Origin of the sequence: Pseudomonas sp. HR96, from assembly GCF_034059295.1 — a bacterium.
Taxonomy (GTDB): domain Bacteria; phylum Pseudomonadota; class Gammaproteobacteria; order Pseudomonadales; family Pseudomonadaceae; genus Aquipseudomonas.
Map to the genome: position 1 here is coordinate 2110038 of NZ_CP139141.1, position 25045 is coordinate 2135082.

At 62.4% G+C, this 25045-nt stretch carries 31 protein-coding genes and 1 tRNA gene; 21 read left to right on the forward strand and 11 right to left on the reverse strand.

The features are described from left to right. The first annotated feature begins 111 nt into the window (after window positions 1-111). Window positions 112-906: a shikimate 5-dehydrogenase gene (locus tag SFA35_RS09785; protein WP_320577715.1), complete on the forward strand. Its 795-nt coding sequence runs from the start codon at window positions 112-114 to the stop codon at window positions 904-906. Here SFA35_RS09785 and SFA35_RS09790 read toward each other — a convergent pair whose 3' ends face one another. After that, complete coding sequence (locus SFA35_RS09790; RefSeq protein ID WP_320577716.1) at window positions 907-1554, reverse strand: YceH family protein; 648 nt, start codon at window positions 1552-1554, stop codon at window positions 907-909. Between the two features lie 132 nt (window positions 1555-1686). Here SFA35_RS09790 and SFA35_RS09795 point away from each other — a divergent pair, with 132 nt between their 5' ends. Continuing rightward, the gene (locus SFA35_RS09795; RefSeq protein ID WP_320577718.1) at window positions 1687-2196 is read left to right on the forward strand and encodes a DUF1993 domain-containing protein; all 510 of its coding nucleotides are present in this window, start codon (window positions 1687-1689) and stop codon (window positions 2194-2196) included. On the opposite strand, the gene nhaR is transcribed toward SFA35_RS09795, so the two are convergent. Then, window positions 2193-3095 carry a transcriptional activator NhaR gene (gene nhaR / locus SFA35_RS09800; RefSeq protein WP_320577719.1) on the reverse strand — a complete coding sequence of 301 codons (903 nt, stop codon included), beginning with the start codon at window positions 3093-3095 and terminating at the stop codon, window positions 2193-2195. The two genes, SFA35_RS09795 and nhaR, sit on opposite strands and share 4 nt — an antisense overlap. Before the next feature lie 109 nt (window positions 3096-3204). Between nhaR and SFA35_RS09805 the strand changes: the two genes are divergently transcribed. Next, window positions 3205-3957 (forward strand): TerC family protein, encoded by a 753-nt coding sequence (locus tag SFA35_RS09805; RefSeq protein ID WP_320577722.1) that lies wholly within the window; start codon window positions 3205-3207, stop codon window positions 3955-3957. A 24-nt stretch (window positions 3958-3981) separates the two neighbouring features. Here SFA35_RS09805 and SFA35_RS09810 read toward each other — a convergent pair whose 3' ends face one another. Then, window positions 3982-4134, reverse strand: a complete 153-nt coding sequence (locus SFA35_RS09810; RefSeq protein WP_320577724.1) for a hypothetical protein — start codon at window positions 4132-4134, stop codon at window positions 3982-3984. 148 nt (window positions 4135-4282) lie between these two features. Between SFA35_RS09810 and SFA35_RS09815 the strand changes: the two genes are divergently transcribed. Continuing rightward, window positions 4283-4963, forward strand: a complete 681-nt coding sequence (locus SFA35_RS09815; protein WP_414058507.1) for a peptidase C39 family protein — start codon at window positions 4283-4285, stop codon at window positions 4961-4963. A gap of 7 nt (window positions 4964-4970) precedes the next feature. Here SFA35_RS09815 and SFA35_RS09820 read toward each other — a convergent pair whose 3' ends face one another. Beyond that, entirely contained in the window at window positions 4971-6254 is a 1284-nt protein-coding gene (locus SFA35_RS09820; protein WP_320577726.1) for an FAD-binding oxidoreductase, read from the reverse strand. Window positions 6255-6439: 185 nt separating this feature from the next. Here SFA35_RS09820 and SFA35_RS09825 point away from each other — a divergent pair. From SFA35_RS09825 to SFA35_RS09835, 3 genes are all read left to right on the forward strand, one after another. Then, window positions 6440-6516: transfer RNA gene (locus tag SFA35_RS09825), tRNA-Val, on the forward strand. Window positions 6517-6752: 236 nt separating this feature from the next. Continuing rightward, complete coding sequence (locus SFA35_RS09830) at window positions 6753-8837, forward strand: putative bifunctional diguanylate cyclase/phosphodiesterase (RefSeq protein WP_320577728.1); 2085 nt, start codon at window positions 6753-6755, stop codon at window positions 8835-8837. A gap of 81 nt (window positions 8838-8918) precedes the next feature. Next, window positions 8919-9155: a hypothetical protein gene (locus SFA35_RS09835; RefSeq protein ID WP_414058508.1), complete on the forward strand. Its 237-nt coding sequence runs from the start codon at window positions 8919-8921 to the stop codon at window positions 9153-9155. An 84-nt stretch (window positions 9156-9239) separates the two neighbouring features. Here SFA35_RS09835 and SFA35_RS09840 read toward each other — a convergent pair whose 3' ends face one another. Both SFA35_RS09840 and SFA35_RS09845 read right to left on the reverse strand, forming a co-directional pair. Further along, window positions 9240-9401 carry a hypothetical protein gene (locus tag SFA35_RS09840; RefSeq protein ID WP_320577729.1) on the reverse strand — a complete coding sequence of 54 codons (162 nt, stop codon included), beginning with the start codon at window positions 9399-9401 and terminating at the stop codon, window positions 9240-9242. Between the two features lie 84 nt (window positions 9402-9485). Further along, window positions 9486-9797 carry a DUF6388 family protein gene (locus tag SFA35_RS09845; protein WP_320577732.1) on the reverse strand — a complete coding sequence of 104 codons (312 nt, stop codon included), beginning with the start codon at window positions 9795-9797 and terminating at the stop codon, window positions 9486-9488. A gap of 122 nt (window positions 9798-9919) precedes the next feature. Here SFA35_RS09845 and SFA35_RS09850 point away from each other — a divergent pair, with 122 nt between their 5' ends. After that, window positions 9920-10501, forward strand: a complete 582-nt coding sequence (locus SFA35_RS09850) for an SPOR domain-containing protein (protein ID WP_320577733.1) — start codon at window positions 9920-9922, stop codon at window positions 10499-10501. A 27-nt stretch (window positions 10502-10528) separates the two neighbouring features. On the opposite strand, the gene SFA35_RS09855 is transcribed toward SFA35_RS09850, so the two are convergent. Beyond that, window positions 10529-11218, reverse strand: coding sequence for an endonuclease I family protein (locus tag SFA35_RS09855; RefSeq protein ID WP_320577735.1), 690 nt, complete (start codon window positions 11216-11218; stop codon window positions 10529-10531). A gap of 3 nt (window positions 11219-11221) precedes the next feature. Continuing rightward, complete coding sequence (locus SFA35_RS09860; protein ID WP_320577737.1) at window positions 11222-11467, reverse strand: DUF1654 domain-containing protein; 246 nt, start codon at window positions 11465-11467, stop codon at window positions 11222-11224. Between the two features lie 277 nt (window positions 11468-11744). Here SFA35_RS09860 and SFA35_RS09865 point away from each other — a divergent pair, with 277 nt between their 5' ends. The 7 genes from SFA35_RS09865 to SFA35_RS09895 are packed head-to-tail and all read left to right on the forward strand — an operon-like array spanning window position 11745 to window position 18707. Next, window positions 11745-12701 carry a sugar ABC transporter substrate-binding protein gene (locus tag SFA35_RS09865; protein WP_320577739.1) on the forward strand — a complete coding sequence of 319 codons (957 nt, stop codon included), beginning with the start codon at window positions 11745-11747 and terminating at the stop codon, window positions 12699-12701. 60 nt (window positions 12702-12761) lie between these two features. Next, a complete protein-coding gene (locus SFA35_RS09870; protein ID WP_320577741.1) occupies window positions 12762-14315 on the forward strand; it encodes a sugar ABC transporter ATP-binding protein in 1554 nt (517 codons plus the stop codon). After that, entirely contained in the window at window positions 14312-15310 is a 999-nt protein-coding gene (locus tag SFA35_RS09875; protein WP_320577742.1) for an ABC transporter permease, read from the forward strand. The genes SFA35_RS09870 and SFA35_RS09875 overlap by 4 nt, the downstream gene beginning before the upstream one ends. A gap of 32 nt (window positions 15311-15342) precedes the next feature. Further along, a complete protein-coding gene (locus SFA35_RS09880) occupies window positions 15343-16377 on the forward strand; it encodes a LacI family DNA-binding transcriptional regulator (RefSeq protein ID WP_320577744.1) in 1035 nt (344 codons plus the stop codon). A 21-nt stretch (window positions 16378-16398) separates the two neighbouring features. Further along, on the forward strand, window positions 16399-17319 hold the full coding sequence (gene rbsK, locus SFA35_RS09885; RefSeq protein ID WP_320577747.1) for a ribokinase: 921 nt from the start codon (window positions 16399-16401) through the stop codon (window positions 17317-17319). Next, entirely contained in the window at window positions 17316-17720 is a 405-nt protein-coding gene (gene rbsD, locus SFA35_RS09890; RefSeq protein WP_320577749.1) for a D-ribose pyranase, read from the forward strand. Before rbsK ends, rbsD begins: the two co-directional genes overlap by 4 nt. 45 nt (window positions 17721-17765) lie before the next feature. Next, window positions 17766-18707, forward strand: a complete 942-nt coding sequence (locus tag SFA35_RS09895) for a nucleoside hydrolase (protein WP_414058509.1) — start codon at window positions 17766-17768, stop codon at window positions 18705-18707. A gap of 47 nt (window positions 18708-18754) precedes the next feature. On the opposite strand, the gene SFA35_RS09900 is transcribed toward SFA35_RS09895, so the two are convergent. Continuing rightward, window positions 18755-18985 carry a hypothetical protein gene (locus tag SFA35_RS09900; protein WP_320577751.1) on the reverse strand — a complete coding sequence of 77 codons (231 nt, stop codon included), beginning with the start codon at window positions 18983-18985 and terminating at the stop codon, window positions 18755-18757. A 251-nt stretch (window positions 18986-19236) separates the two neighbouring features. Between SFA35_RS09900 and SFA35_RS09905 the strand changes: the two genes are divergently transcribed. Then, the gene (locus tag SFA35_RS09905; protein ID WP_320577753.1) at window positions 19237-19563 is read left to right on the forward strand and encodes an I78 family peptidase inhibitor; all 327 of its coding nucleotides are present in this window, start codon (window positions 19237-19239) and stop codon (window positions 19561-19563) included. A 75-nt stretch (window positions 19564-19638) separates the two neighbouring features. Here SFA35_RS09905 and SFA35_RS09910 read toward each other — a convergent pair whose 3' ends face one another. Further along, on the reverse strand, window positions 19639-19851 hold the full coding sequence (locus SFA35_RS09910; RefSeq protein WP_003179963.1) for a cold-shock protein: 213 nt from the start codon (window positions 19849-19851) through the stop codon (window positions 19639-19641). A gap of 284 nt (window positions 19852-20135) precedes the next feature. Further along, on the reverse strand, window positions 20136-20432 hold the full coding sequence (locus SFA35_RS09915; RefSeq protein WP_320577767.1) for a hypothetical protein: 297 nt from the start codon (window positions 20430-20432) through the stop codon (window positions 20136-20138). Between the two features lie 366 nt (window positions 20433-20798). On the opposite strand from SFA35_RS09915, the gene thrS reads away from it, so the two are divergent. From thrS to pheS, 5 genes are all read left to right on the forward strand, one after another. Next, window positions 20799-22721, forward strand: coding sequence for a threonine--tRNA ligase (thrS, locus tag SFA35_RS09920; RefSeq protein WP_320577768.1), 1923 nt, complete (start codon window positions 20799-20801; stop codon window positions 22719-22721). Next, complete coding sequence (gene infC / locus SFA35_RS09925; protein WP_320578955.1) at window positions 22721-23272, forward strand: translation initiation factor IF-3; 552 nt, start codon at window positions 22721-22723, stop codon at window positions 23270-23272. The genes thrS and infC overlap by 1 nt, the downstream gene beginning before the upstream one ends. Window positions 23273-23332: 60 nt before the next feature. Beyond that, the gene (rpmI, locus tag SFA35_RS09930) at window positions 23333-23527 is read left to right on the forward strand and encodes a 50S ribosomal protein L35 (RefSeq protein ID WP_002553160.1); all 195 of its coding nucleotides are present in this window, start codon (window positions 23333-23335) and stop codon (window positions 23525-23527) included. 27 nt (window positions 23528-23554) lie between these two features. Then, window positions 23555-23911: a 50S ribosomal protein L20 gene (rplT, locus tag SFA35_RS09935; protein WP_213881260.1), complete on the forward strand. Its 357-nt coding sequence runs from the start codon at window positions 23555-23557 to the stop codon at window positions 23909-23911. A gap of 113 nt (window positions 23912-24024) precedes the next feature. Then, window positions 24025-25041 (forward strand): phenylalanine--tRNA ligase subunit alpha, encoded by a 1017-nt coding sequence (gene pheS, locus SFA35_RS09940; protein WP_320577775.1) that lies wholly within the window; start codon window positions 24025-24027, stop codon window positions 25039-25041. Window positions 25042-25045 lie beyond the last annotated feature (4 nt).

Sequence of the window (25045 nt, forward strand, 5' to 3'; positions counted from 1 at the left end):
AATCTGCGCCGGTGATTGGTAAATTTTGTGTAAGGCTTGGTCCAAGCCTTTCTTATGCGACATCAAGGAGATAACAGGTTGCAAAGCCCCAATCGAGACACCGTTCTATGCATGTCCCTGGCCGGTCGCCCGGGCAATTTCGGCGTGCGCTTCCATAACCACTTGTATCGGCAGCTGGGCCTGAATTTTTACTACAAAGCCTGCACCACGCGCGACCTGCCGGCTGCCGTGGGCGGGATCCGAGCCCTGGGGGTGCGCGGCTGCGCCGTGTCCATGCCGTTCAAGGAAGCCTGCATTGCCCTGGTCGACGAGATGGACCCTTCGGCCCAGGCGATCGACTCGATCAACACCCTGGTCAACACCGATGGCCATCTCAAGGCTTACAACACCGATTATATGGCAATACGCCAGTTGCTTGTCAGCCATGAGGTGGCTACCACCAGTCGGTTTGTCCTGCGCGGCAGTGGCGGCATGGCCAAGGCGGTAGCCTGCGCGCTGCGCGATGCCGGCTTCGCCAACGGCGTTATCGTCGCCCGCAACGCCGTCGCCGGCCCGGCACTGGCCAAGGCGTGCGGTTTTGACTGGCAGGCGCAACTGGGCAACCTGCAGGCGCCATTGCTGATCAACGTCACCCCGGTCGGCATGGAAGGTGGCGCCCAGGCCGATGAGTTGGCCTTTCCCGAATCGGCGGTCGCCGTCGCCGAGCGGGTCTTCGATGTTGTGGCCCTGCCGGCCGAGACGCCACTGATTCGCCTGGCGCGCCAGCTTGGCAAGCCTGTCATCAGTGGTTTCGAGGTCGCCGCCATCCAGGCGCTGGAGCAGTTCGTGCTGTACACCGGGGTGCGTCCTAGCGACGAGCAGGTGCGCGCCGCCGCCGAGTTCGCGACTTCGCCCGTGCAAGGCTGATCAACCTTCCAGGCGCGCCAGCCGCTCTTCGAGCGCTGCGATACGTGCCTCGAGCTCTTCCAGAAGCTCGGCAGACACCGCCGAGCCAGCCGGACGTTCGCTGGCGGACTGCCGCGCCTGGAGAATCGCCTGCTGCTCGGCCGGGTCGCCCAGCCCGTGGCTGTAGCGGTCTTCGCGCTGCCCCGCCTGGCGCGGCAGGTGCACGGCCAGCTCGCGGGCGATCAGGCGTTCGAGCTGGTGCACGACCTGAGCGGCGTCCTCGAAGGGGTGCAGGCGGGCGCTGCGGGTCAGCAGCTCGCTGACGGTCTGCGGGCCGCGCAGGAACATCAGGCCCAGCAGGGTCAGCTGCGCCGGCACCAGCTCCAGCGCCTTGTCCAGGCGCTGCTCCCAGCGGTCGGCGCGGCTGCCCATGACCAGCCGGGCCATGCCGCGGTTTTCCAGGCCGCGCAGGCTCTGTCCGACCTGACCCTGGGTCAGCTGGGTGACCGGCTCGCGGCTGGTCTTCTGGTTGCAGGCAAGCACCAGGGCGTTGAGGGTCAGGGGGTAGGTCTCGGGATTGCTGGCCTGTTTTTCGATCAGCGAACCGAGTACACGGATATCCGTGCTATTGAGCTGCGCCGCATCTGGAGTATCGTGTTCGGCGGACATGGCACGCATCCTCTTGAAGTTCGTTTAAGGGGGCGATCAGCAAAGCTGATAGTGGTTGGCCAGTATGCAATAAAAGGCCTGCCGTCGCTGTGCTCCTGTCCCTGCCGTCTCACTCTCCAATCAGGACTACTCATGAGTATCTCTCTGTACGCTGCCTCCGTTCCGGTCTTCAAGCAAATGCTGGGAAGCCTCGCCGACGTCTTGAAAAAAGCCGAAGCGCACGCCGAACAGCGCAAGATCGAGCCCGATGCCCTGTTGCAGGCCCGGCTGTACCCGGACATGTTTCAACTGGTGCGCCAGGTGCAGATCGCCGTCGACTTCGCCAAGGGCGTGACCGCGCGCCTGGCCGGCGTCGAGGTGCCGTCCTACCCCGATGCGGAAAAGACCTTCGCCGACCTGCAGGCGCTGCTGGCCAAGGTCCAGGCTTTCATCGCCAGCATCGAGCCTGCGCAGATTGACGGTCAGGAAGCGCGCGAGATCGTTACCCGCCCGGGCACGCCCAAGGAAAAACGTTTCACCGGCCAAAGCTATCTGCTGACCTACGGCCTGCCGCAGTTCTTTTTCCACGTCACCACGGCCTACGCCATCCTGCGCCACAACGGTGTTGAAATCGGCAAGATGGATTTCATCGGCAAGCCTTAACGCCTGTCGGTGAACAGCTCCCGGCGTGCGCCTTCGGTGATGGCAACGACGCCGGGGTGGCAGACCTTGCGCTCCACGGAAATCGCGTGGAACGACTCGCGGACCGCCTCGGTCTGCCCGATGAGTACCACCGCGTACTGACGGCAGACCTCCTCGGCGATCACGCTGGGGGCGATAAAGATGCCACTTCCCGATTGGCCGAAGGCCTGCATCAACGCGCTGTCGTCGAATTCACCGACAATGCGCGGGCTGATGTGCAGCTCGCCGAACCAGCGCAGCAGACGGCTGCGCACCACGGTCTCGGGGCCGGGTATCAGCAGCGGGGCGCCGTGCAGGCATTGCGGAAAGGCACCGGCGTGGCGCTCGGCCAGGGCCGCGGTGGCGAAGAAGCTGATGCCACACTCACCCAGCTTCTGGCTGAAGCCCTTGATGTCCAGGTGGCTGGGCATGGGGCTGTCGGACACCACCAGGTCCAGGCGCTGGATGGCCAGGTCTGCCAGCAGGCGTTCCAGCTTGTCTTCGCGGCAGCTCAGGCGCAGCGGCTCGGCCTGTTCCATGGTCGGCGCGAGCAGGCGATAGACGATGGACTTGGGCACCACATCGGCCACGCCGACCCGAAAGGGCGCTTGCTGCTGGTCGGGCTGGGCGCGCAGCAGGGTCTCCAGCTCTTCGCCGAGCTGGAAGATCTGCTCGGCGTAGGGCAGGGCCTGGCGCCCGGCTTCGGTCAATTCAAGCTGGCGGCCGACCTTGCGAAACAGGTCACTGCCCATGCTTTGCTCAAGCAGGCTGATCTGGCCGCTGATGGTCTGCGCCGTGAGGTTCAGCTGCTCGCTGGCGCGTACAATGCTGCCAGTGCGGGCCACCACCCAGAAATAATGCAGCTGTCGATAGTTGAGCATGGCCATCCAATACTTCGGTTTTAACGAAGTATATAGCGAAAAAATACGAATTTTGCGGATGATTGCAAAAGCCTACTATGCTCGACGTCATCCCTTCCGAGCATTCACCATGGAATACCTTCTCGAACTCGCCCTCAGCCCTACCGCGTGGCTGGCCCTGGCCACCCTGATCGTCATGGAGGTGGTGCTGGGCATCGATAACCTGATCTTCATCTCGATTCTCACCAACAAGCTGCCGGTGCAGTTCCAGGCCAAGGCGCGGCGCATCGGCATCAGCCTGGCACTGATCATGCGTCTGGCCTTGCTCAGCACCGTGGCCTTCATCGTCAAGCTGACCGAGCCGGTGATCGAGATCATGGGGCAGGCGTTTTCCTGGAAGGACATGATCCTGATCGCCGGTGGCCTGTTTCTGGTGTGGAAGGCGACTCGCGAGATTCACCACAGTGTCGACCCGGTGACCAAGCAGGAGGACAGCGTGGGTGGGCAGGTGGCAATCGGCTTCGCGGCGGCCATCGGGCAGATCCTGATGCTGGACCTGGTGTTTTCCATCGACAGCATCGTCACGGCGGTGGGCATGACCCAGCATCTGCCGATCATGATCATCGCGGTCATCGTTGCGGTGCTGGTGATGCTGCTGGCAGCCGAACCGCTGGCCAAATTCATCGACGCCAACCCGACCGTGGTGATGCTGGCCCTGGGCTTTCTGATCATGATCGGCATGACCCTGATCGCCGAAGGCTTTGGCGTGCATGTGCCCAAGGGTTATGTGTACACCGCCATGACCTTCTCCGCCGCCATCGAAGCGCTGAACATGTGGACCCGCCGGGCCCGGCAGCGCAAGTTGGAGCAGCCCGAAGGGTAAGGCGGCTCGGGTGCCCCCAGCTGTTCAGGCCGAAGCGGACTTGTGCTCGGCCTTCGGCGCCTCGCCCCGGGGCGCCGGGTGGCGGCGCCGTGATACCCGCAAGACGCCCCAGAGCATCGCGGCCGCCACGCTCAGCCAGGCCAGGACCATCAAAACAATCATCAATGTCAGGCTCATACCGCCTCCTGCGAACGTGTCGCCTGATACAAAGACCATTGTACCGTACGGCATGTTTCAGGCTATTGACCAAAGGTAGCGCCCAGGCGCACTGACGGTGCCCACTAGGCTATGATCCGACCACCGGTCGCCGATTACTGAGTGATATATGCCGTCATTGTCGTCATCGCTGTTAAAGAATTTGATCAGTGCAGGGTTTGCCCTGGGTATGCTGGCCGGTTGCGCCAGTCACAGTAACGGTCCGCCGTTGCCCGGGCTGGCCGACCGGGTGGAATTGGGCGCGGTGCCGTTCTACCGCGGCGACGAGTACCAGGGCAGCTCTCTGGCATTGGCGGCTTTGCTGACCCTGCAGGGCGTAAGCATTACGCCGGGCCTGCTGGAGCCGACCTTGCATCTGCCCAAGGACGTTGACGGCCTGCCGAGCGCGGTGCCCAACGCCGCGCGTGAGTTCGGCTTCATGGTCTATCCGCTGGATCCTGCCTTGAATGCGCTGCTCGCCCAGGTGGCCGCCGGTTACCCGGTGTTGCTGCGCTACGATGCCGGCTCCATGGTCTGGAGCCAGCCGCGTTACGCCTTGCTGATTGGTTACGACCGCTACAAGCGCCACGTCATCCTGCGTTCCGGCGACGAACGCCGCGAGTTGCTGGATTTCGACGCGTTCGCTTCGGCCTGGAAGAAAGCCGGCAGCTGGGCGGTGCTGGTGCAGCGGCCGACTCAGCTGCCGGCCCAAGTCGACCGCCAGCGCTGGCTGCGGGCGGCCAGCGAACTGGGCCAGGCTGGCCATGAACAGGCGGCGGCCCAAGCCGTGCGGGCGGTGGCCGGGCACTGAACGCCGGTCAGAAGCCGTACTTGTCGCGCAGGCTGTAGTACCAGGCGCCCAGCGCGGTCAGCGGGGTACGCAGCAGCTGGCCGCCCGGGAAGGGGTAGTGCGGCAGGCCGGCGAAGGCCTCGAAGCGTTCGGCCTGGCCGCGCAGGGCCTCGGCCAGGACCTTGCCGGCCAGGTGGGTATAGGTCACGCCGTGGCCGCTGCAGCCCTGGGAGTAATAGATGTTGTCGCCGAGGCGGCCGACCTGGGGCAGGCGCGACAGGGTCAGGAGGAAATTGCCGGTCCAGGCGTAGTCGATCTTGACGTTCTTGAGCTGGGGGAAGGCCTTGAGCATCTTCGGGCGGATGATCGCCTCGATGTTGGCCGGGTCGCGGGCCCCATAGACCACGCCACCGCCGAAGATCAGGCGTTTGTCGGCGGTCAGGCGGTAGTAGTCGAGCAGGTAGTTGCAGTCTTCGACGCAGTAGTCCTGGGGCAGCAGGGTGCGCGCCAGCTCATCGCCCAGCGGCTCGGTAGTGATGACCTGGGTGCCGCAGGGCATGGACTTGGCCGCCAGTTCTGGCACCAGGTTGCCCAGGTAGGCGTTGCCGGCGACGATGACGAACTTGGCCCTGACCTTGCCTTGAGCGGTGTGGACAACGGGGTTGGCGCCACGATCGATGCGGACGGCTGCCGACTGTTCAAAAATCTTGCCACCCAGCGACTCCACCGCTGCGGCTTCGCCCAGTGCCAGGTTGAGCGGGTGAATGTGCCCGCCGCTCATGTCGAGCATGCCGCCGATGTAGCTGTCGCAGGCGACCACTTCGCGAATGCGACGCTGGTCGAGCAGCTCCAGCTGGGTGTGGCCGTAGCGCTCCCAGAGCCGCTTCTGGCTCTCCAGGTGGCCCATCTGCTTGGGCGTCAGGGCGGCGAACACGCCGCCGTCCTTGAGGTCGCACTGGATCTGGTACTTGGCCACGCGCTCGCGGATGATACGCCCGCCCTCGAAGGCCATGGCGCCCATCAACTGCGCCGGTCGTGGGCCTACGGTGCGCTCGATGACATCGATGTCGCGGCTGTAGCTGTTGACGATCTGCCCACCGTTGCGCCCCGAGGCGCCAAAGCCTACCCGCGCCGCTTCCAGCACCGTGACCGAAAAGCCCTGCTCGAGCAGGAACAGTGCGCTGGACAGGCCGGTATAGCCGGCGCCGATGACGCACACGTCGGTCTGCAGCTCTTCCTGCAGGGCAGGGCGCAGCGGGGCAGGGTTGGCTGAGGCGGCGTAGTACGACTGGGGGTAGGAGGTGTTCGCCATTTTTAGAGTACCTGTTTAATATTCTTTACGGATGCGGCGATCCTACCTCAGATAAAAAATGCCTGCCAGCGTCTCGGTGATATTCCTCGGCAGCACGCGGATAAAAAAATTCGCATATTCATGGGCTTAGCGAATAAAAAGATATTGACAGGGCCTCAGGATTACGTAGAATGCCGCCTCACAGCAGGCACGTAGCTCAGTTGGTTAGAGCACCACCTTGACATGGTGGGGGTCGTTGGTTCGAGTCCAATCGCGCCTACCAAACAAATCCGCTCTGCTGGGCGGTAACAAGAAAGGGCGACCCGAAGGGGTCGCCCTTTCTTGTTTGCGCGTGGGTGACCCCCCGATTCGTGTTATCGGATCCATTAACTATTCTCTATTCAAGTCATCCTGTGACCGTGCCGACATATTAGAAGCGGTTGGCGCACGGTATAGTTGCGCCCCCCCTTTATTTGCCCATGGCGCTAAATACTGTTGCGCTCATTGAATGGTGTATCGATGCTCCCTACCAGCTACAGCGGCGTACTGGTCGCTTTCTCCCTGCTCGTTGCCATCCTGGCGTCCTATACGGCGCTGAACATGGCCGGGCGTGTGTCCAGTGCGCATGGCAAAGCGGCGGGTATCTGGCTGGCCGGCGGCTCCTTCGCCATGGGTTTTGGGGTGTGGTCGATGCATTTCGTCGGCATGCTGGCGTTCAGCTTGCCGATCAGCATCAGCTATGACCTCTTGTACACCGGCCTGTCGCTGTTGATCGCCATTGCCTCTTCGGCGTTCGCCCTGTGGGTGGTGTGTCAGAAAGAGCTGCCGACCTTACGCCTGGTGCTCGGCGCAATCTTCATGGGAGCGGGCATCGCCGCAATGCATTACACCGGCATGCACGCGATGCTGATGGAGCCCGGTATCGTGTATGACCCGCTGTTGTTCGCGGTCTCGGTGCTGATCGCGATGCTCGCCTCGGGCGCGGCCCTGTGGATCGCTTTCCGTCTGCGCCGTGATACCGCCAGGGTGGTGTACGCCCGCATTGGCGCCTCGCTGGTGATGGGCTGCGCCATCGTCGGCATGCATTACACCGGCATGGCCGCCGCCGAATTCCCCTTGGGCAGCTACTGCGGCGCGGCCAACAACGGCATGGAGAACAAATGGCTGGCGGTGCTGGTCATCGTCGTCAGCCTGGCGGTGTTCGCTATCGCTTTGATCGTCTCGATGCTCGATGCGCGCACCAATATCCTCGCCACCTCGCTGGACGAAGCCAACAGCGAGCTGGTCAAGCTGGCCTTGCATGACACCCTGACCCGCCTGCCCAATCGGGTGCTGTTGGGCGATCGCCTGGACCAGGCGATCCAGAAGACCAATCGCGGCAGCAAGAAGCACTTTGCCGTGTTGTTCATGGATCTGGACGGCTTCAAGGGCGTCAATGACGTCTACGGCCACCATATCGGCGACCTGTTGTTGATCGAAGTGGCCCGGCGCATTTCCGAAACCAAGCGTGGCGAGGATACCGTGGCGCGCCTGGGCGGCGATGAATTCGTCCTGCTGATCGACCCGGGGGAGCCGGAAGACGCAGCCGCACTGGCCCAGCGCCTGGTCGAGTCGATCGGCAAGCCCTACAACATCTCGCGCAACACCGTGCACGTCACCGCCAGCGTCGGCATCGCCATCTACCCGCTGGACGGGGCGACCGTGCATGAGCTGATGATCAACGCCGATGCGGCCATGTACCACGCCAAGGAGCTGGGACGTAACAGCTATTGCTTCTTCGAGAAGGCGATGAACACCAACGCGCACCAGCAGCTCAAGCTGCAGCAGGACCTGCGCAAGGCCATCGATGCCCGGGAGTTTCTCCTGCACTACCAGCCCAAGGTGCTCGCGCCCAACGGCCCGATGATCGGGGTCGAAGCGCTGCTGCGCTGGCAAAGCCCGGAACATGGCCTGGTGCCGCCGGACCGTTTCCTGCCGCTGGCCGAACGCACCGGCATGATCGTGCCGATCGGCAACTGGGTGATCGACGAAGCCTGCCGGCAGATGCGTGAATGGCAGAAGCAAGGGCACCTGGAGTGGAGCATTGCCGTCAACCTGTCCACGGTGCAGCTGGCGCACGCCGGCCTGGTCGACGTGGTGCGTTCGGCGCTGGAACGCCATCAGCTCGATGCTCGCCACCTGGTGCTGGAAGTGACCGAGTCCACCGCCATGCGCGACGCCGAGGCCAGCCTGATTATCCTCGACCAGCTGGCCAAGTTGGGCGTGAGCATTTCCATCGACGACTTCGGCACCGGTTACTCCAGCCTGCTGTACCTCAAGCGGCTGCCGGCCAATGAGCTGAAGATCGACCGTGGTTTCGTCACCGAGCTGGCGCAGGGCAACGACGATGCGGCTATCGTTTCAGCCATTGTCGCGCTGGGCCAGACCCTGGGCCTCAAGATCGTCGCCGAAGGGGTGGAAACCGCCGAGCAGCAAGCGCTGTTGACGCGCCTGGGCTGCAACACCCTGCAGGGCTATCTGTTGGGTCGCCCGGTGCCAGCGGAGCAATTGACCACATCGTTGGCGGCGCTGGGTACCTCTCCAGTTGGCGTGGCAACACCCTGACGGGCGTACTCGGCGCAACGTTTTCCTGACTTGGTGGTCAACTTGTTGGCTGATCACTTACACAAACAAGGAATGCGCTCCATGACTGAACTGCACCGTTTCGATGTTCACTACACCTTCAACGGCGAGCCGCGCGAGCACCGGTTCGAGCTGCCTGAGGCATCGCTCAGCCTGGAGGAGGCTGCCATGCACCTGATGCAGCTGCATTTCGGCGATGGCGAGAACAGCCTGCTGATGCCCTCGGCCGATGCTACCGCGCAAGAGATTCTCGAGCAGGCGGCCAATCTGGGGATCGAGTTGCGCCGGCCTCATTTGTAGGGCCGAGCCTGCTGGGGAAAGCGTCGCGCCTGTTCCCGAGCGAGCTCGGTCCTGCGGGCGATGGCCGAGAGGCATGGGCCGGGCTCAGCCCAAGCCCATGGCACCGTCTTCCAACAGGTCATCATCGAGGATGTTGGGGTCGAGCCCCGCTTCGCCGTCGTCCAGGTCGTTGAGCGGCGCCTCGTCGATGCCGGGACCGTGGTCCAATTCGTTATCTTCTTGCGGGGGCGTGGTGGCCGTGGCCATGGGTAGGCTCCTTTGAGGTGCAAGCCCCGAAGCGGGGCCATGCCGATTGGACAGCGGCCGCGCCCATCGTTCGCCCTGCGCGCCTCAGTCCTCGATTTCGTTGAGCTGGCGATACTCTTCCCATTCCATGCCCAGTGCCTCGGCCACCTCCTGATGCACCTCGGTGCGCATGGCCTTGAGCTCTTCAGGGCTGCGGGCGATGGTCTGCAGCACCAGTTCCCACACCTCGAGCCCTGCATCCTCGGCGTGCGCCTCGAACTCCCACTCCACCTGCTGGGCCTGTTCCCGGGGGCTGAGGTCCTTGATCTGCGCTTGCAGGTCCGGCTGGCCGGCGAGGAAGGTGTCGAGCGCCGCCTGATGGCGCTGTTCTTTGGGGATGAGGGCGATCTGGGTCATGGTCGGGCCTGTAGCGGAGGCTGAAATAAACCCGGCCATGATGCCACAGCCGCGACGTCGAGGCCCTGCGCTGTGGCTCGCGAGATGATAAAATCGCCGGCTTATCTTGCGGAGGGCATGTGGTGCGCAACTTGACGGTGATGGCGATGTTCCTGGTGCTGGGCGGCTGCGGCAGCGCGGTGGAAAACGCGGCCAAGGCGGTACTGGCCCAGGTGGACAATCCCAAGTCGGCACGTTTCAACAATGTCCGCTCCACCCCGGAGGGCAACATCTGCGGTCAGGTCAAATACAAGGACGCCAGCGGCAACTACAGCGGCTACATGGCTTACGCCGCCATTCGCCATGACGACGGCTACGAGGCGGTAATCGACCGCGACGGCAACAATGCCACCGTACGCGCCATCTGCACCGCGCCCCAGGATCTGGCACTGGCGCAGATGTCCGGCAATGCTGGCGCCCAGGCCAGCACCGGCAAATGGCAGGTGCGCATTGCCTCGGGCAGCAACATGGGCAACATCACCGACATGGCTTCGCGCCTGGTCGAGGGCGGCTTCATGGCCAACTTCGTTCAGCAGAACGGCGAGACCCAGGTATACCTGGGGCCCTACGACAGCAAGGCCGAGGCCGAGCAGAAGCGCGGCGAGCTGATGGCGTCCAAGGGTATCGACTCGCTGGTGCTGCCGTTCGACAGCACTGCCAAGTAGGCCAAAGAGTTACAAATAGGCGCTGGTTCAGCTGCAGGCCTTGAGGTTCACCGCGCCGACGAACTCGTTGCCATGCCCCATCACGCAGGCCACCTGCTGATTGCGGTGCTGTTCCCAGCCCTGCACCGGGTAGGTCTTGTTCCAGGCCTCGTAGAGCTGGCGATCCTGGCGCGACAGCTTCAGCCCGTAGCGCTTGCTCATGTAGAAGTAGGTGCGCGCGATCATTCCGCGGATCGACGGGCGCGGCATGACCTTCTTCGCCTTGAAGTCGACCTGTGTCAGGCAGGAGCCGTATTGGCCCGGTTGCGCCGGGACCCAGCCGAAACTGAAGTTGTTACGATCGCCATTGACCTCGCCAATGCTCGGCACCAGATTGTGCAGGTCGGCTTCGGCCCGCTGGTAGACCTGATCGTTGCGCGTGCAGTTCTTGCGCCCGCCGTTCTGCCAGCACTGGCGTTGGTGGCCGATCTGCCAGGCCGGGACAATGTGCTCCCATTCGATTCGCGCAGCGCGGGCGGCGTTCTTGCGCGGCACATAACCGCAGGCGGCAAGATGGACGCGATTGCCGCTGTATTTGCAGCCGCAATAGAATTCGGTGGACTGCGGCGCATACAGTTGCCAAGCGATCTTCTTGGCTTCGCTGAAGGTACGCGGTGCCTGGGCAGCTGCGGCGCAGCTCAGCAACAGCAGGCTGGCCGCCAGTAAAACCGATTTCACGGGTCAGTCTTCCTGGGGCACGACCCAGAATATCTGGATGCCGCCATCATCGCGCCAGGCGAGGGTGACGTTGTCGTTCTCGGCGATCTCCGCAAGCATCTGGTCCCAGTCAGCCGGCGACTCGTGAGGCATTCTAAAGATCAGCGCCGAGCGGGCTTTCTGCGCGTTGGGCGAGTTGATGATTTTCTGGATGCGCACGCCCAGCTGCTCATAGCTGCTGGGGAGAGAAGCGGCGGAGGAGGCTGCCACGGGTCGTTCCTTGTAGAGGCGTTGATGATGGTGTGCTGTATGCGCATACAGTATTTCACATTTGAGCGATCCGCAAGCTATTGCAACATTTGCTTGCACCATTTTTGGGTTAAACGATTCTCCTGCTTGACGGCGATTGACAAAGTTTTGGAGTGTTCGCATAGTCGCACTACGCAAACGTTTGCGACTGAAGGCTTCATCGGCTTTTGCCGCGATCGCCTATAGTCATCAGCGCAACCTGTTGCTCCAAAACAATCATAAGATCGGAGTGTTTCCCATGAGTCTGCCATTCCCCGGCCGTCTGCTTGCTGCATCCCTGCTCGCTGCTGCCTGCGCCCTCGCTCCGCTGTCCCCGGCCATGGCCGACACCGCCAAGCCCAAGGTGGCCCTGGTGATGAAGTCCCTCGCCAACGAGTTCTTCCTGACCATGGAAGACGGTGCCAAGGCCTATCAAAAAGACCACAGCGCCGACTTTGACCTGGTGTCCAACGGCATCAAGGACGAGTCCGACACCGCCGCGCAAATCCGTATCGTCGAACAGATGATCGTCTCCAAGGTCGATGCACTGGTCATCGCCCCCGCCGATTCCAAGGCCCTGGTGCCGGTGATCAAGAAGGCCAAGGACGCCGGCATCATGGTCATCAACATCGACAACCAGCTGGACCCCGACGTGCTCAAGAGCAAGAACCTGGACGTGCCTTTCGTAGGCCCGGACAACCGCAAGGGTGCGCGTCTGGTGGGTGACTACCTGGCCACCAAACTGCAGAAGGGCGATGAGGTCGGCATCATCGAAGGCGTGTCTACCACCACCAACGCGCAGATGCGCACCGCCGGCTTCAAGGACGCCATGGACGCGGCCGGCATGAAGATCGACTCCACCCAATCGGGCAACTGGGAAATCGACAAGGGCAACGCGGTGGCCGCCGCCATGCTCAACGAATACCCCAACCTCAAGGCTCTGCTGGCTGGCAACGACAGCATGGCGCTGGGCGCCGTGTCGGCGGTGCGCGCCGCCGGCAAGGCGGGCAAGGTGCAGGTCGTTGGGTATGACAACATCAACGCCATCAAGCCGATGCTCAAGGACGGCCGCGTGCTCGCCACCGCCGACCAGTTCGCCGCCAAGCAGGCGGTGTTCGGCATTCAGGCGGCGCTCAAGCTGGTCAAGCACGAAAAGGTCGACGTCGACGCCAATAACGTCATCCAGACCCCGGTCGAGCTGGTCACCAAGCCGTAACCCGCCTTTGTCCTTCTAGTAGGCGCCCGCCTCACAGCGCGGGCGTCATGGAGAGCTGCCATGTCAGGCAATGCTGAAAACGTCGTGCTCTCGGTCAGCGGCATTGGCAAGACCTACGCCCAGCCGGTGCTGGGCAGTATCGACCTGCAACTGCTACGCGGCGAAGTGCTGGCGCTGACCGGTGAAAACGGCGCGGGCAAGAGCACGCTGTCGAAGATCATCGGCGGCCTGGAATCGCCCACCACCGGCACCATGCTTTACCAGGGGCAGCCCTTCGCACCCACCAGCCGCACCGTCGCCGAAGGGCAGGGTGTGCGCATGGTGATGCAGGAACTCAACCTGCTGCCGACCTTGTCGGTCGCGGAAAACCTGTTTCTCGACAACCTGCCCAGCCGCGGTGGCTGGATCAACCGCAAGCGGCTGCGCCAGGCCGCCCTGCAAGCCATGGAGCAGGTGGGCCTGCAGGCCATCGACCCGGACACGCCGGTGGGCGAGCTGGGGATCGGCCATCAGCAGATGGTCGAGATCGCCCGCAACCTGATCGGCGACTGCCGCGTGCTGATTCTCGACGAGCCGACCGCCATGCTCACCTCGCGCGAGGTGGAAATGCTGTTCGAACAGATCACCCGGCTGCGCGCCCGTGGCGTGTCCATCGTCTATATCTCGCACCGCCTCGAAGAGCTGGCCCGCGTGGCGCAACGCATCGCCGTGCTGCGCGACGGCCAACTGGTGTGCGTGGAGCAGATGTCTCGCTACGACAGCGCCCAGCTGGTCACCCTGATGGTCGGCCGCGAGTTGGGCGAGCAGCTCGACCTGGGCCAGCGGCAGATCGGTGCACCGCTGTTCAAGGTCCAGGGCATGACCCGCGCCGGCAAGGTCGAAGACGTCTCCTTCGAAGTGCGGGCCGGTGAGATCTACGGAATTTCCGGGCTGATCGGCGCCGGGCGTACCGAGTTGATGCGGCTGATCTTCGGCGCCGACAAGGCCGACAGCGGCAGCGTCTCAGTCGGTTCGCCGCCGGTGCCGGTGGTCATTCGTTCGCCCGCCGACGCCGTGCGCCACGGGATCGCCTTGATCACCGAGGACCGCAAGGGCGAGGGCCTCCTGTTGTCGCAGTCGATTGCTGGCAACGTGGCGCTGGGCAACATGCCCGCCATTTCCCATGGCGGCATGGTTGATGGCAACGCCGAGCACGCGTTGGCGCGGCGCCAGGTGGAGGCCATGCGCATCCGCAGCTCGAGCACCGAGCAGCGGGTCAGCGAGCTGTCCGGTGGCAACCAGCAGAAGGTGGTGATCGGCCGCTGGCTGGAACGCGACTGCCAGGTGCTGCTGTTCGACGAGCCGACGCGCGGCATCGATGTCGGCGCCAAGTTCGACATCTATGCCCTGCTCGGCGAGTTGACACGCCAGGGCAAGGCGCTGGTGGTGGTGTCCAGCGACCTGCGCGAACTGATGTTGATCTGCGACCGCATCGGCGTGCTGTCGGCCGGGCGATTGATCGAAACCTTCCAGCGTGACAGCTGGACTCAGGATGAGCTACTGGCCGCGGCTTTCGCGGGCTACAAGCGACGTGATGCGTTGGTGGATGCACCAGCGCCCAGGAATCAAGCATGAAAACCTCAAGTACTGTAGTACCCCAAGCCACCCCGGCCACCCGCCGCAGTGGCACCTATTTCGGCCTGGGCACCTACCTGGGCCTGGCCGGCGCGCTGCTGGCCATGGTGGTGCTGTTCTCGCTGCTCAGCGACCACTTTCTGTCGTACGCCACGTTCAGCACCCTGGCCAACCAGATCCCCGACCTGATGGTGCTGGCAGTGGGCATGACCTTTGTACTGATCATCGGCGGCATCGACCTGTCGGTCGGCTCGGTGCTGGCATTGGCGGGTTCGGCGGTCAGCGTGGCGATTCTCGGCTGGGGCTGGGGCGTGGTCCCGGCGTCGATCCTGGGCATGGCCTGCGCCGCCCTGGCTGGCACCATCACCGGTTCGATCACGGTGGCCTGGCGCATTCCGTCGTTCATCGTTTCACTGGGGGTGCTGGAAATGGCCCGTGGCGTTGCCTACCAGATGACCGATTCGCGCACGGCCTACATCGGCGATGCCTTCGCCTGGCTGTCGGACCCGATCGCGTTCGGCATTTCGCCCTCGTTCGTGATCGCCCTGGCGGTCATAGTGGTTGCGCAACTGGTGCTGACGCGTACAGTGTTCGGCCGTTACCTGATCGGCATCGGCACCAACGAAGAGGCGGTGCGCCTGGCAGGTATCAATCCCAAGCCCTACAAGATTCTGGTGTTCAGCCTGATGGGGCTGCTGGCCGGGTTGGCGGCGCTGTTTCAGGTCTCGCGCCTGGAAGCGGCCGACCCCAATGCTGGCTCCGGGCTGGAGCTGCAGGTGATCGCCGCAGTAGTGATCGGCGGCACCAGCTTGATGGGTGGGCGCGGTTCGGTGGTCAGCACCTTTTTCGGGGTGTTGATCATCTCGGTACTGGCGGCCGGATTGGCGCAGATCGGCGCTTCCGAACCGACCAAACGGATCATTACCGGGGCTGTGATCGTGATTGCCGTGGTGCTCGACACTTACCGCAGCAACCGCGCCAGCCGCCGCGTTTAGTACAGGGCCATAGGTTTCAGGGGCAATCAGGCATGGCAACAATCAAGGATGTGGCGGCCCTGGCGGGAATTTCCTATACCACGGTGTCCCATGTGGTGAACAAGTCGCGCCCGGTCAGCGACCCGGTGCGGCTCAAAGTCGAGGCGGCGATTGCCCAGCTCGACTACGTGCCGAGCGCCGTCGCGCGTTCGCTCAAGGCGCGCAGCACGGCCACCATCGGTTTGCTGGTGCCCAACAGCATCAATCCGTACTTCGCCGAACTGGCGCGTGGCATCGAGGATTACTGCGAGCGCAAAGGCTACTGCGTGATCCTGTGCAATTCCGACGACGACCCGAAAAAGCAGCGCAGCTACATTCGGGTGCTGCTGGAAAAGCGGGTCGACGGCCTGATCGTCTCCTCGGTGGGTGGCGAGAGCGCACTGGCCCAATCACTGGCCAGTACGCGGACCCCGGTGGTGATACTTGACCGTGTGCTGCCCGGGCTGGAAGCGGATCTGGTGTGCATCGACAACGAACTGGGTGGCTACCTGGCCACCCGGCACCTGCTCGAGCTGGGCCATCGCGAGATCGCCTGCATCACTGGCCCACTGCTGACCAGCAGCGGCCAGCAACGCCTGGCCGGGTTCCGGCGGGCGTTGGCCGAGGCGCAACAGGTGGTCCCGCCATCGCGGGTCGTCGAAGGCGACTTCAGTGTGCCGGGTGGCTACGACGCCGCCGCCAGACTGCTGGCACCGGCGCCGGGACAGGCGGCGCCTACGGCGATCTTCGCCTGCAACGACATGATGGGCATGGGCGTGCTGCGCGCCGCTGCCGAACGTGGCATCCGCGTGCCGGAACAGCTGTCGGTGATCGGTTTCGATGACATCCAGATGTGTCGTTTCGTCTACCCGGCGCTGACCACGGTGGGCCAGTCGATTCGCCAATTGGGGGAGACGGCGGCCGAGCGTCTGCTGCAGCGTGTGCGCAAGACGGTGAGTGGCGCCTGCGAGCAACGCCTGGTGGCACCGGCGATCGTCGCGCGCGAATCGACGGCGGAGCTCAGCCCGCTGTTTTCAGAATATCGCTGAATTATTGAAGAGCCTCACGAGATGCAAGCAAACGTAGTGGTAGTCGGCAGTTTGAACATGGACCTGGTGGCGCGCGCCGAGCGCCTGCCGCGCCCGGGCGAAACCCTGGCCGGCGACAGTTTTGCCACGGTGCCCGGCGGCAAGGGCGCCAACCAGGCCGTGGCTGCCGCACGCCTGGGCGCCTCGGTGGCGATGGTCGGTTGCGTGGGCAGCGACGCCTATGGCGAGCAATTGCGCCAGGCGCTGCTGGTCGAGCGCATCGATTGCCAGGCGGTCAGCACCGCCCAGGGCGCCTCCAGCGGCCTGGCGATGATCGTGGTGGATGCCAACAGCCAGAACGCCATCGTCATCATTCCTGGCGGCAACGGCCTGCTGACCCCGGCCAGTGTGCAAGCGGCGGACGCGCTGCTGCAGGGCAGTGAGGTGGTGATCGCCCAGCTGGAGGTGCCGTCTGCCACGGTCGGTCATACCTTGCAGCGCGCCCGCGAGCTGGGCAAGACCGTGATCCTCAATCCGGCCCCGGCGGCGCAGCCGTTGCCCAGCGAGTGGTACCCGCACCTGGACTACCTGATACCCAACGAAAGCGAGGCGCAGGCCCTCACCGGCATCGCCGTGTTCTCCCTCGACACTGCCAGGCTGGCCGCCGAGCGCCTGCTGGAGCTGGGCGCCAGGCGGGTGATGATTACCCTGGGCGGGGAGGGCGTGCTCTATGTCGATGCCCAGGGCAGCGAACATTTCGCCGCGCCGCGGGTGCAGCCCGTAGACACAACGGCGGCGGGGGACACGTTCGTTGGCGCCTTCGCGGCGGGCCTGGCCAGCGGCAAGTCGCCCCGCGAGGCGATCCTGTTCGGGCAGATCGCCGCTGCGCTGTCGGTCACCCGTGCCGGCGCGCAACCTTCCATACCCACATTGGCTGACGTGCAGGGGTTCATCGCCGCATGAAAAAGACACCCGTCCTCAACATTGCCCTGTCGCGGGTCATTGCCTCCCTCGGCCATGGCGACATCCTGGTGATCGCCGACGCCGGCCTGCCGGTGCCGCCCGGGGTGGAGATCATCGACCTGGCCCTGACCCCGGGCATTCCGGACTTCGCCAGCACCCTGGGGGTGGTGCTCAGCGAGATGCAGGTCGAGCGCCACGTGCTCGCCGAGGAAATCCTGCAAGCCAGGCCCGGTCCGCTGGCCAGGCTCGAGCAATGGCACGATGAAGGCGCAATCGGCGAGCGCCAGCTGCTCAGTCACACCGAGTTCAAGCAGCTGACCGCCCACGCGCGCGCCATCGTGCGCACCGGTGAATGCCAGCCGTACTGCAATATCGCGCTGGTTTCCGGGGTATTCTTCTGATTTTCCACTGGCGAGGACTGCCCATTGGCTGGCGAGAGCAACGTTGTGCCCATTGATCTGATCATCGACACCGACCCCGGCGCGGACGATGTCGTCGCGCTGCTGCTGGCCATGGCGTCACCGGCTGAACTCAAGCTGCGCGCCATCACCACCGTTGCCGGCAACGTGCGCCTGGAGAAAACGTCGCGCAATGCGCGGCTGGCCCGCGAATGGGGTGGGCGCCCGGAGGTGCCAGTGTACGCAGGCGCCGGGCGCCCGCTGTTGCGTACCCCGATCTATGCGGCCCATGTTCACGGTTCCGAAGGCTGCCCTGGCGTGCCGGTGTACGAGCCGACTGCGCCACTGGCGCCGGGCAACGCTGTTGACTACTTGATCGAGACGCTCGGCAAGGTGCCGGAGCAGAGCATCACCATCGCCATGATCGGTCCGCAGACCAACCTGGCCCTGGCCTTGATCCAGGCGCCGGAGATCGTGCGCGGCATCAAGCAGGTGGTGGTCATGGGCGGCGCGCATTTCAACGGCGGCAACATCACCCCAGTGGCCGAATTCAACCTGTTCGCCGACCCGCACGCCGCCCAGGTGGTGCTCGACAGCGGCGTGCCGCTGGTCTATGTGCCGCTGGATGTCACTCACAAGATGCTCACCAGCGAGTCCCGTCTGGCGCAGATCGCCGCCTTGGGCAACCGCGCTGGGCAGCTGGTCGGCTCGATTCTGGAAGAGTACGTCAAGCCGGACATGCTGCATTACGGCCTGCCGGGCGGGCCGGTGCACGACGCCAGCGTGATCGCCTGGCTGCTGCGGCCCGAATTGTTCAGTGGGCGTAAGGTGCACCTGTGGATCGACACCCGCGAAGGACCGACCTTCGGCCAGAGCATCGCCGACTGGTACGGCAAGACCGGGCTTGAGAAGAAGGTGCTGTGGCTGCTGGAGGGGGACGCGCAGGGCTTGTTCGATCTGCTGTGCGAGCGGCTGGCGCGCCTGGATTGAGCTCGATGTGCGCCCACCAGGACGGGCGGTTCAAGCCCGGCAATGACTCACGGCGCTCGCATCGAAGCCCCGGCGGGCGCCCCAACGCCTAGCAGATGCTCACCGCTGTAGCGCTCGAACACCTGCCCGATGAACGAGCGCGCCGCCGCGGTGCCCAGCTCCTTGACCAGCAGGTCTACCGCGATGATCGCCAGCTCTTCGGGGTTGCCGGGGCTGTAGGACGATTGCCCCTGGGGCCATTTGACCTTGATGTCGGCGTCTACGGAAACGTTGGCCATGATGATCTCGTGGAAGCTTGGGCGAACCTGCCCGGGATGCGTTCAGTAAACCACGCGCAGCCAGGTTTTGGCATCCCCGCCAGACGGCGAGCTTGAGCGGCACGATGATCAACCGCTGCCGAAATATTCTGAAAAACACTCATACAGATTTAACAGGGTCGTGCTGCGGACCCTCGGGCAAACTGCGTTGGGTGCAACAAAGCGACCAGGCCGGGGTCGGACCTATTCACATTTTCCTATGGGGAGGCTTCATGCCTTGCAAGCATGCAACATCGTTGACCACTGTGCTGATGGCCGGGCTGCTGGCCTTGGCCGGCTGCTCGACGGGCGAACGACACACACCTGAAGTGGCTGCTGCGCCAGTGGTCCAGGATGGCCGTTGCCATTCCGAGCAGGCGCAATATACCGTTGGCCAGAAGGCGACCTCGGCCTTGCTGGAGCAGGCGAGGACTCGCTCCGGCGCGCAGATTGCCCGCGTGTTGAAACCCAACGACATGGTCACGATGGACTACCGGTCCGAGCGGCTGAACCTCAACACCGACGCCAATGGCGTTGTGCAGCGCGCCACCTGCGGCTGATCGGTTGGCGCAAGCCGTAAATCGCAGGCAAAAAAAACCCGTCTATTCGACGGGTTTTTTCGTTCGGTCAGAATATTATTCTGGGCGAACTTGAGCAGCTTGCATGCCCTTTTGGCCTTTCTCAGCTACGAAAGAAACCGTTTGGCCTTCTTTCAAGCTTTTGAAACCGTCAGATTCGATAGCTTTGAAGTGTACGAACAGGTCGTCACCGCCACCTTGAGGAGTGATGAAGCCGAAGCCTTTCTCATCGTTGAACCATTTTACGGTGCCGGTTTGGCGATTAGACATGGTGTATCTCCAAGAAACATAATATTCAGTAGTGCTGTGCTGCTCAGGCCAACTGGGCACACGAGAGGTATCATAGTCTAAATGCAGGTTCAGTAAGCCTTTTAGATGCGCTGATTCCTGTCTTTATCGTGTTTTTTTTTGTGACACTGGCCAAACCCCTGATTTTGTTGGGTCTGGCCGACCTCTGACGAATGCGAAATATCCTCAAAAAGCCTACTGCTTCGCGTTTTTCGCCATCATTTTGCCCTGTGGCGACCCTGCTTCGGGGCGTTCAGGAGCAGAAATCAGCTCTTCGTACGGCACACCTGGGTGTCTTTCATCAGCCGCGCACGCACCTCTTCGTTGGCGTTGGAGGGTGGCGTGTTGAGCATCGACAGCTCCTTGTCGGTGAAATTCTTGGTTGCCTGCTGGGCGCTGCAATCGCACAGCTGCTTGGCGCGCGCCGGGTCGACTTGCTTGCTTGCACTGGTGACGCAGTCCTTGGTAAAGCTTTCTTCGGCGCCGGCCGGCCATTTGCCGGCGAAGGCGGGCAGGGCGGCGGTCAAGGCCAGGGTCAGGGTAGCCACTTGATGGAAACGCATCGCGGATGCTCCTTTTTGCGGATGTGTTTGACGAATCGGTACCCCTGGTTTGAGGGGCGCAGGGGGGCTTGAGTTCAGCTCATGGGTCGCGAGCACACACAAAGATGCATTAAAACCTGCGTTGCGGCGATGGGGCGCGATATCTGTGTTAGGATGCTCGGCCGCGACCTTGCAAGGCGCGGATTACCGGATTGCACCCAAGTATTGATTCATCAAAAACCAGTCACTCTGGTTCGATCTGCGGCTGGCCCCCGGGCTCCTGCCAATGTAAGGCAGGCAAGTTACACGGCCTGGATCGAATCGCGTACTGGCTCATCCCAACCCACGTGACCTTTGGTAGGGGTCACCACTAGGAGAGGAGGCGCCATGCCAACTATTACTCTTCCTGACGGCAGTCAGCGTTCGTTCGACCACGCGGTTTCCGTGGCCGAAGTAGCAGCCTCCATCGGCGCCGGCCTGGCCAAGGCCACCGTGGCCGGCAAGGTCGACGGTCAGCTGGTCGATGCCAGCGACCTGATCGAGCACGATGCCAGCCTGCAGATCATTACCCCCAAGGACCAGGAAGGCGTCGAGATCATCCGCCACTCCTGCGCGCACCTGGTGGGCCATGCGGTCAAGCAGCTGTACCCGACTGCGCGCATGGTGATCGGCCCGGTCATCGAAGACGGCTTCTATTATGACATCGCCTACGAGCGGCCCTTCACCCCCGATGACCTGGCGGCGATCGAACAGCGCATGCAGCAGCTGATCGACACCGACTACGACGTGATCAAGAAGGTCACGCCGCGTGCCGAGGTCATCGAGGTGTTCAAGGCTCGTGGTGAAGAGTACAAGTTGCGCCTGGTCGAGGACATGCCCAACGAGCAGTCCATGGGCCTGTACTACCACGAAGAATACGTCGACATGTGCCGCGGCCCGCACGTGCCGAACACGCGTTTCCTGAAATCGTTCAAGCTGACCAAGCTGTCCGGTGCCTACTGGCGCGGCGACGCCAAGAACGAACAGTTGCAGCGTGTGTACGGTACTGCCTGGGCTGACAAGAAGCAGTTGGCGGCCTACATCCAGCGCATCGAAGAAGCCGAGAAGCGCGACCATCGCAAGATCGGCAAGCGCCTGGGCCTGTTCCACCTCCAGGAGGAAGCGCCGGGCATGGTGTTCTGGCACCCGAACGGCTGGACCCTGTACCAGGTGCTCGAGCAGTACATGCGCAAGGTGCAGCGCGACAACGGCTACCTCGAAGTGAAAACTCCGCAGGTGGTCGATCGCAGCCTGTGGGAGAAATCCGGGCATTGGGCCAACTACGCCGAGAACATGTTCACCACGCAGTCGGAGAACCGCGACTACGCCATCAAGCCGATGAACTGCCCGTGCCACGTGCAGGTGTTCAATCAGGGCCTGAAGAGCTACCGCGAGCTGCCGATGCGCCTGGCCGAGTTCGGTGCCTGCCACCGCAACGAGCCATCGGGTGCGCTGCACGGCATCATGCGGGTGCGTGGCTTCGTTCAAGATGACGCGCACATCTTCTGCACCGAAGAGCAGATGCAATCGGAGTCGGCCGACTTCATCAAGCTGACCATGGATGTGTACGCCGACTTCGGCTTCAAGGACATCCAGCTCAAGCTGTCCACTCGTCCGGAAAAGCGCGTCGGTTCCGACGAGTTATGGGACCGTGCCGAGGCTGCCCTGGCTGCCGCGTTGGACAACGCCGGCCTGGCCTATGATCTGCAGCCGGGCGAGGGCGCCTTCTACGGCCCGAAAATCGAATTCTCGCTCAAGGATTGCCTGGGTCGAGTCTGGCAGTGCGGCACGCTTCAGCTGGACTTCAACCTGCCGATACGCCTGGACGCTGAATACGTTTCGGAAAACAACGACCGTCAGCATCCTGTGATGCTGCACCGTGCGATCCTGGGTTCGTTCGAGCGTTTCATCGGTATCCTGATCGAGCACTACGAAGGTGCATTCCCGGCCTGGCTGGCGCCAACCCAGGCGGTGATCATGAATATCACTGATAAACAAGCCGATTTTGCCCTTGACGTAGAAAAAAATCTGCTTCAAAGCGGGTTTCGTGCCAAGTCCGACTTGAGAAATGAGAAAATCGGCTTTAAAATCCGCGAGCATACTTTGCTCAAGGTTCCCTATCTCCTCGTCATCGGAGATCGGGAGGTTGAAACGCAAACTGTCGCTGTGCGTACCCGTGAAGGTGCAGACCTGGGCTCCATGCCCGTCGCTCAGTTCACCGAGTTCCTCGCACAAGCGGTTTCCCGGCGTGGTCGCCATGATTCGGAGTAATTATTATTAAGCGTGAAATGAGACAAGATAAACGAGCTGCACCGAAGGCCCCGATCAACGAGAATATCTCGGCACGCGAGGTTCGGTTAATTGGCGCTGACGGCGAGCAGATTGGCATCGTCTCGATTGATGAAGCGCTTCGTATTGCTGAAGAAGCCAAGCTGGATCTGGTAGAGATTTCTGCCGACGCCGTCCCGCCCGTTTGCCGGGTGATGGACTACGGCAAGTCGATCTTCGAAAAGAAGAAGCAGATCGCTGCCGCGAAAAAGAACCAGAAGCAGATTCAGGTAAAAGAAATCAAGTTTCGTCCAGGGACGGAGGAAGGGGATTACCAGGTAAAACTACGCAACCTGGTACGTTTCCTTAGTGATGGGGACAGGGCCAAGATCTCCTTGAGATTTCGCGGCCGTGAGATGGCGCATCAGGAGCTGGGGATGGAGCTTCTCAAGCGGGTCGAACAAGACCTGCTCGAGTACGGCTCGGTCGAACAGCATCCTAAGATGGAAGGACGCCAGCTGATTATGGTCATCGCCCCCAAGAAAAAGAAATAACCACCAGGGCACGGCAGGCCTTGCGGTTATGTTTATCAACTGAATGCGGAGTATCCGAACATGCCAAAGATGAAAACCAAAAGCGGTGCAGCCAAGCGGTTTCTCAAAACTGCTAACGGCATCAAGCACAAGCACGCTTTCAAGAGCCACATCCTGACCAAAATGTCGACCAAGCGTAAGCGTCAACTGCGCGGTAGCAGCTTGCTGCATCCGTCTGACGTGGCAAAAGTCGAGCGCATGCTGCGCCTTCGTTAATTTCGGTCAAAGATAGAGGACTAACTCATGGCTCGTGTTAAGCGTGGCGTCATTGCCCGTAAGCGTCACAAGAAAATTCTGAAACTTGCTAAAGGCTACTACGGTGCACGCTCGCGCGTATTCCGTGTTGCCAAGCAAGCGGTAATCAAGGCAGGCCAGTACGCCTACCGTGACCGTCGTCAGAAAAAACGTCAGTTCCGCGCTCTGTGGATCGCTCGTATCAACGCTGGTGCTCGCGTCAACGGTCTGTCCTACAGCCGTCTGATCTCGGGCCTGAAAAAAGCGTCGATCGAAATCGACCGCAAGGTTCTGGCTGATCTGGCAGTGAACGAAAAAGCGGCGTTTGCTGCGATTGTCGAGAAAGCTAAAGCCTCGCTGGCTTAAGTACCCACGACAATCACCCTGGGCTTCCGCTGGCGGTTCAGGGTGCTAAACGTCAGTAAATAGGGGAAGAGCCTTCTAAAGCTCTTCCCCTATTTCGTATCTGGAGTCTGTACATGGAAAACCTGGATGCGCTGGTCTCCCAAGCTTTGGAGGCCGTGCAACAAGCTGAAGACATCAATGCCCTGGAGCAGATCCGGGTTCATTACCTTGGCAAGAAAGGCGAACTTACTCAGGTGATGAAAACCCTGGGCAACCTGCCGGCCGATGAGCGTCCGAAAGTCGGCGCGCTGATCAACGAAGCCAAGGAGCGTGTTACAGAGGTCCTGAATTCGCGCAAGGCCGGTTTCGAAGAAGCCGAGCTCAGCGCCAAACTCGCTGCCGAACAGATCGACGTCACTTTGCCGGGCCGTGGCCAGACCACTGGCGGGCTGCACCCGGTGACGCGGACCCTGGAACGCATCGAGCAGTTCTTCACCCATATTGGCTACGGCATTGCCGAAGGCCCCGAGGTCGAAGACGACTACCACAACTTCGAAGCGCTCAACATCCCAGGCCACCACCCGGCCCGGTCGATGCACGACACCTTCTATTTCAACGCCAACATGCTGTTGCGCACCCACACCTCGCCGGTGCAGGTCCGTACCATGGAAGCGCAGCAACCGCCGATTCGCGTGGTCTGCCCGGGCCGCGTCTATCGCAGTGACTCGGATATCACTCACTCGCCGATGTTCCACCAGGTCGAAGGCCTGCTGGTCGATCGCGACATCAATTTTGCCGACCTCAAAGGCACCATCGAAGAATTCCTGCGGGTGTTCTTCGAGAAAGAGCTGGCCGTGCGTTTCCGGCCGTCCTATTTCCCCTTCACCGAGCCGTCGGCGGAAGTCGACATGCAGTGCGTGATCTGCAACGGCAACGGCTGCCGTGTCTGCAAGCAGACAGGCTGGCTGGAAGTGATGGGCTGCGGCATGGTCCACCCGAACGTGCTGCGCATGTCCGGCATCGACCCGGAAGAGTTTCAGGGCTTCGCCTTCGGTATGGGCGTCGAGCGTTTTGCCATGCTGCGGTACGGCGTCAACGACTTGCGGCTGTTCTTCGAAAACGACTTGCGGTTCCTCGCGCAATTTCGCTAATTAT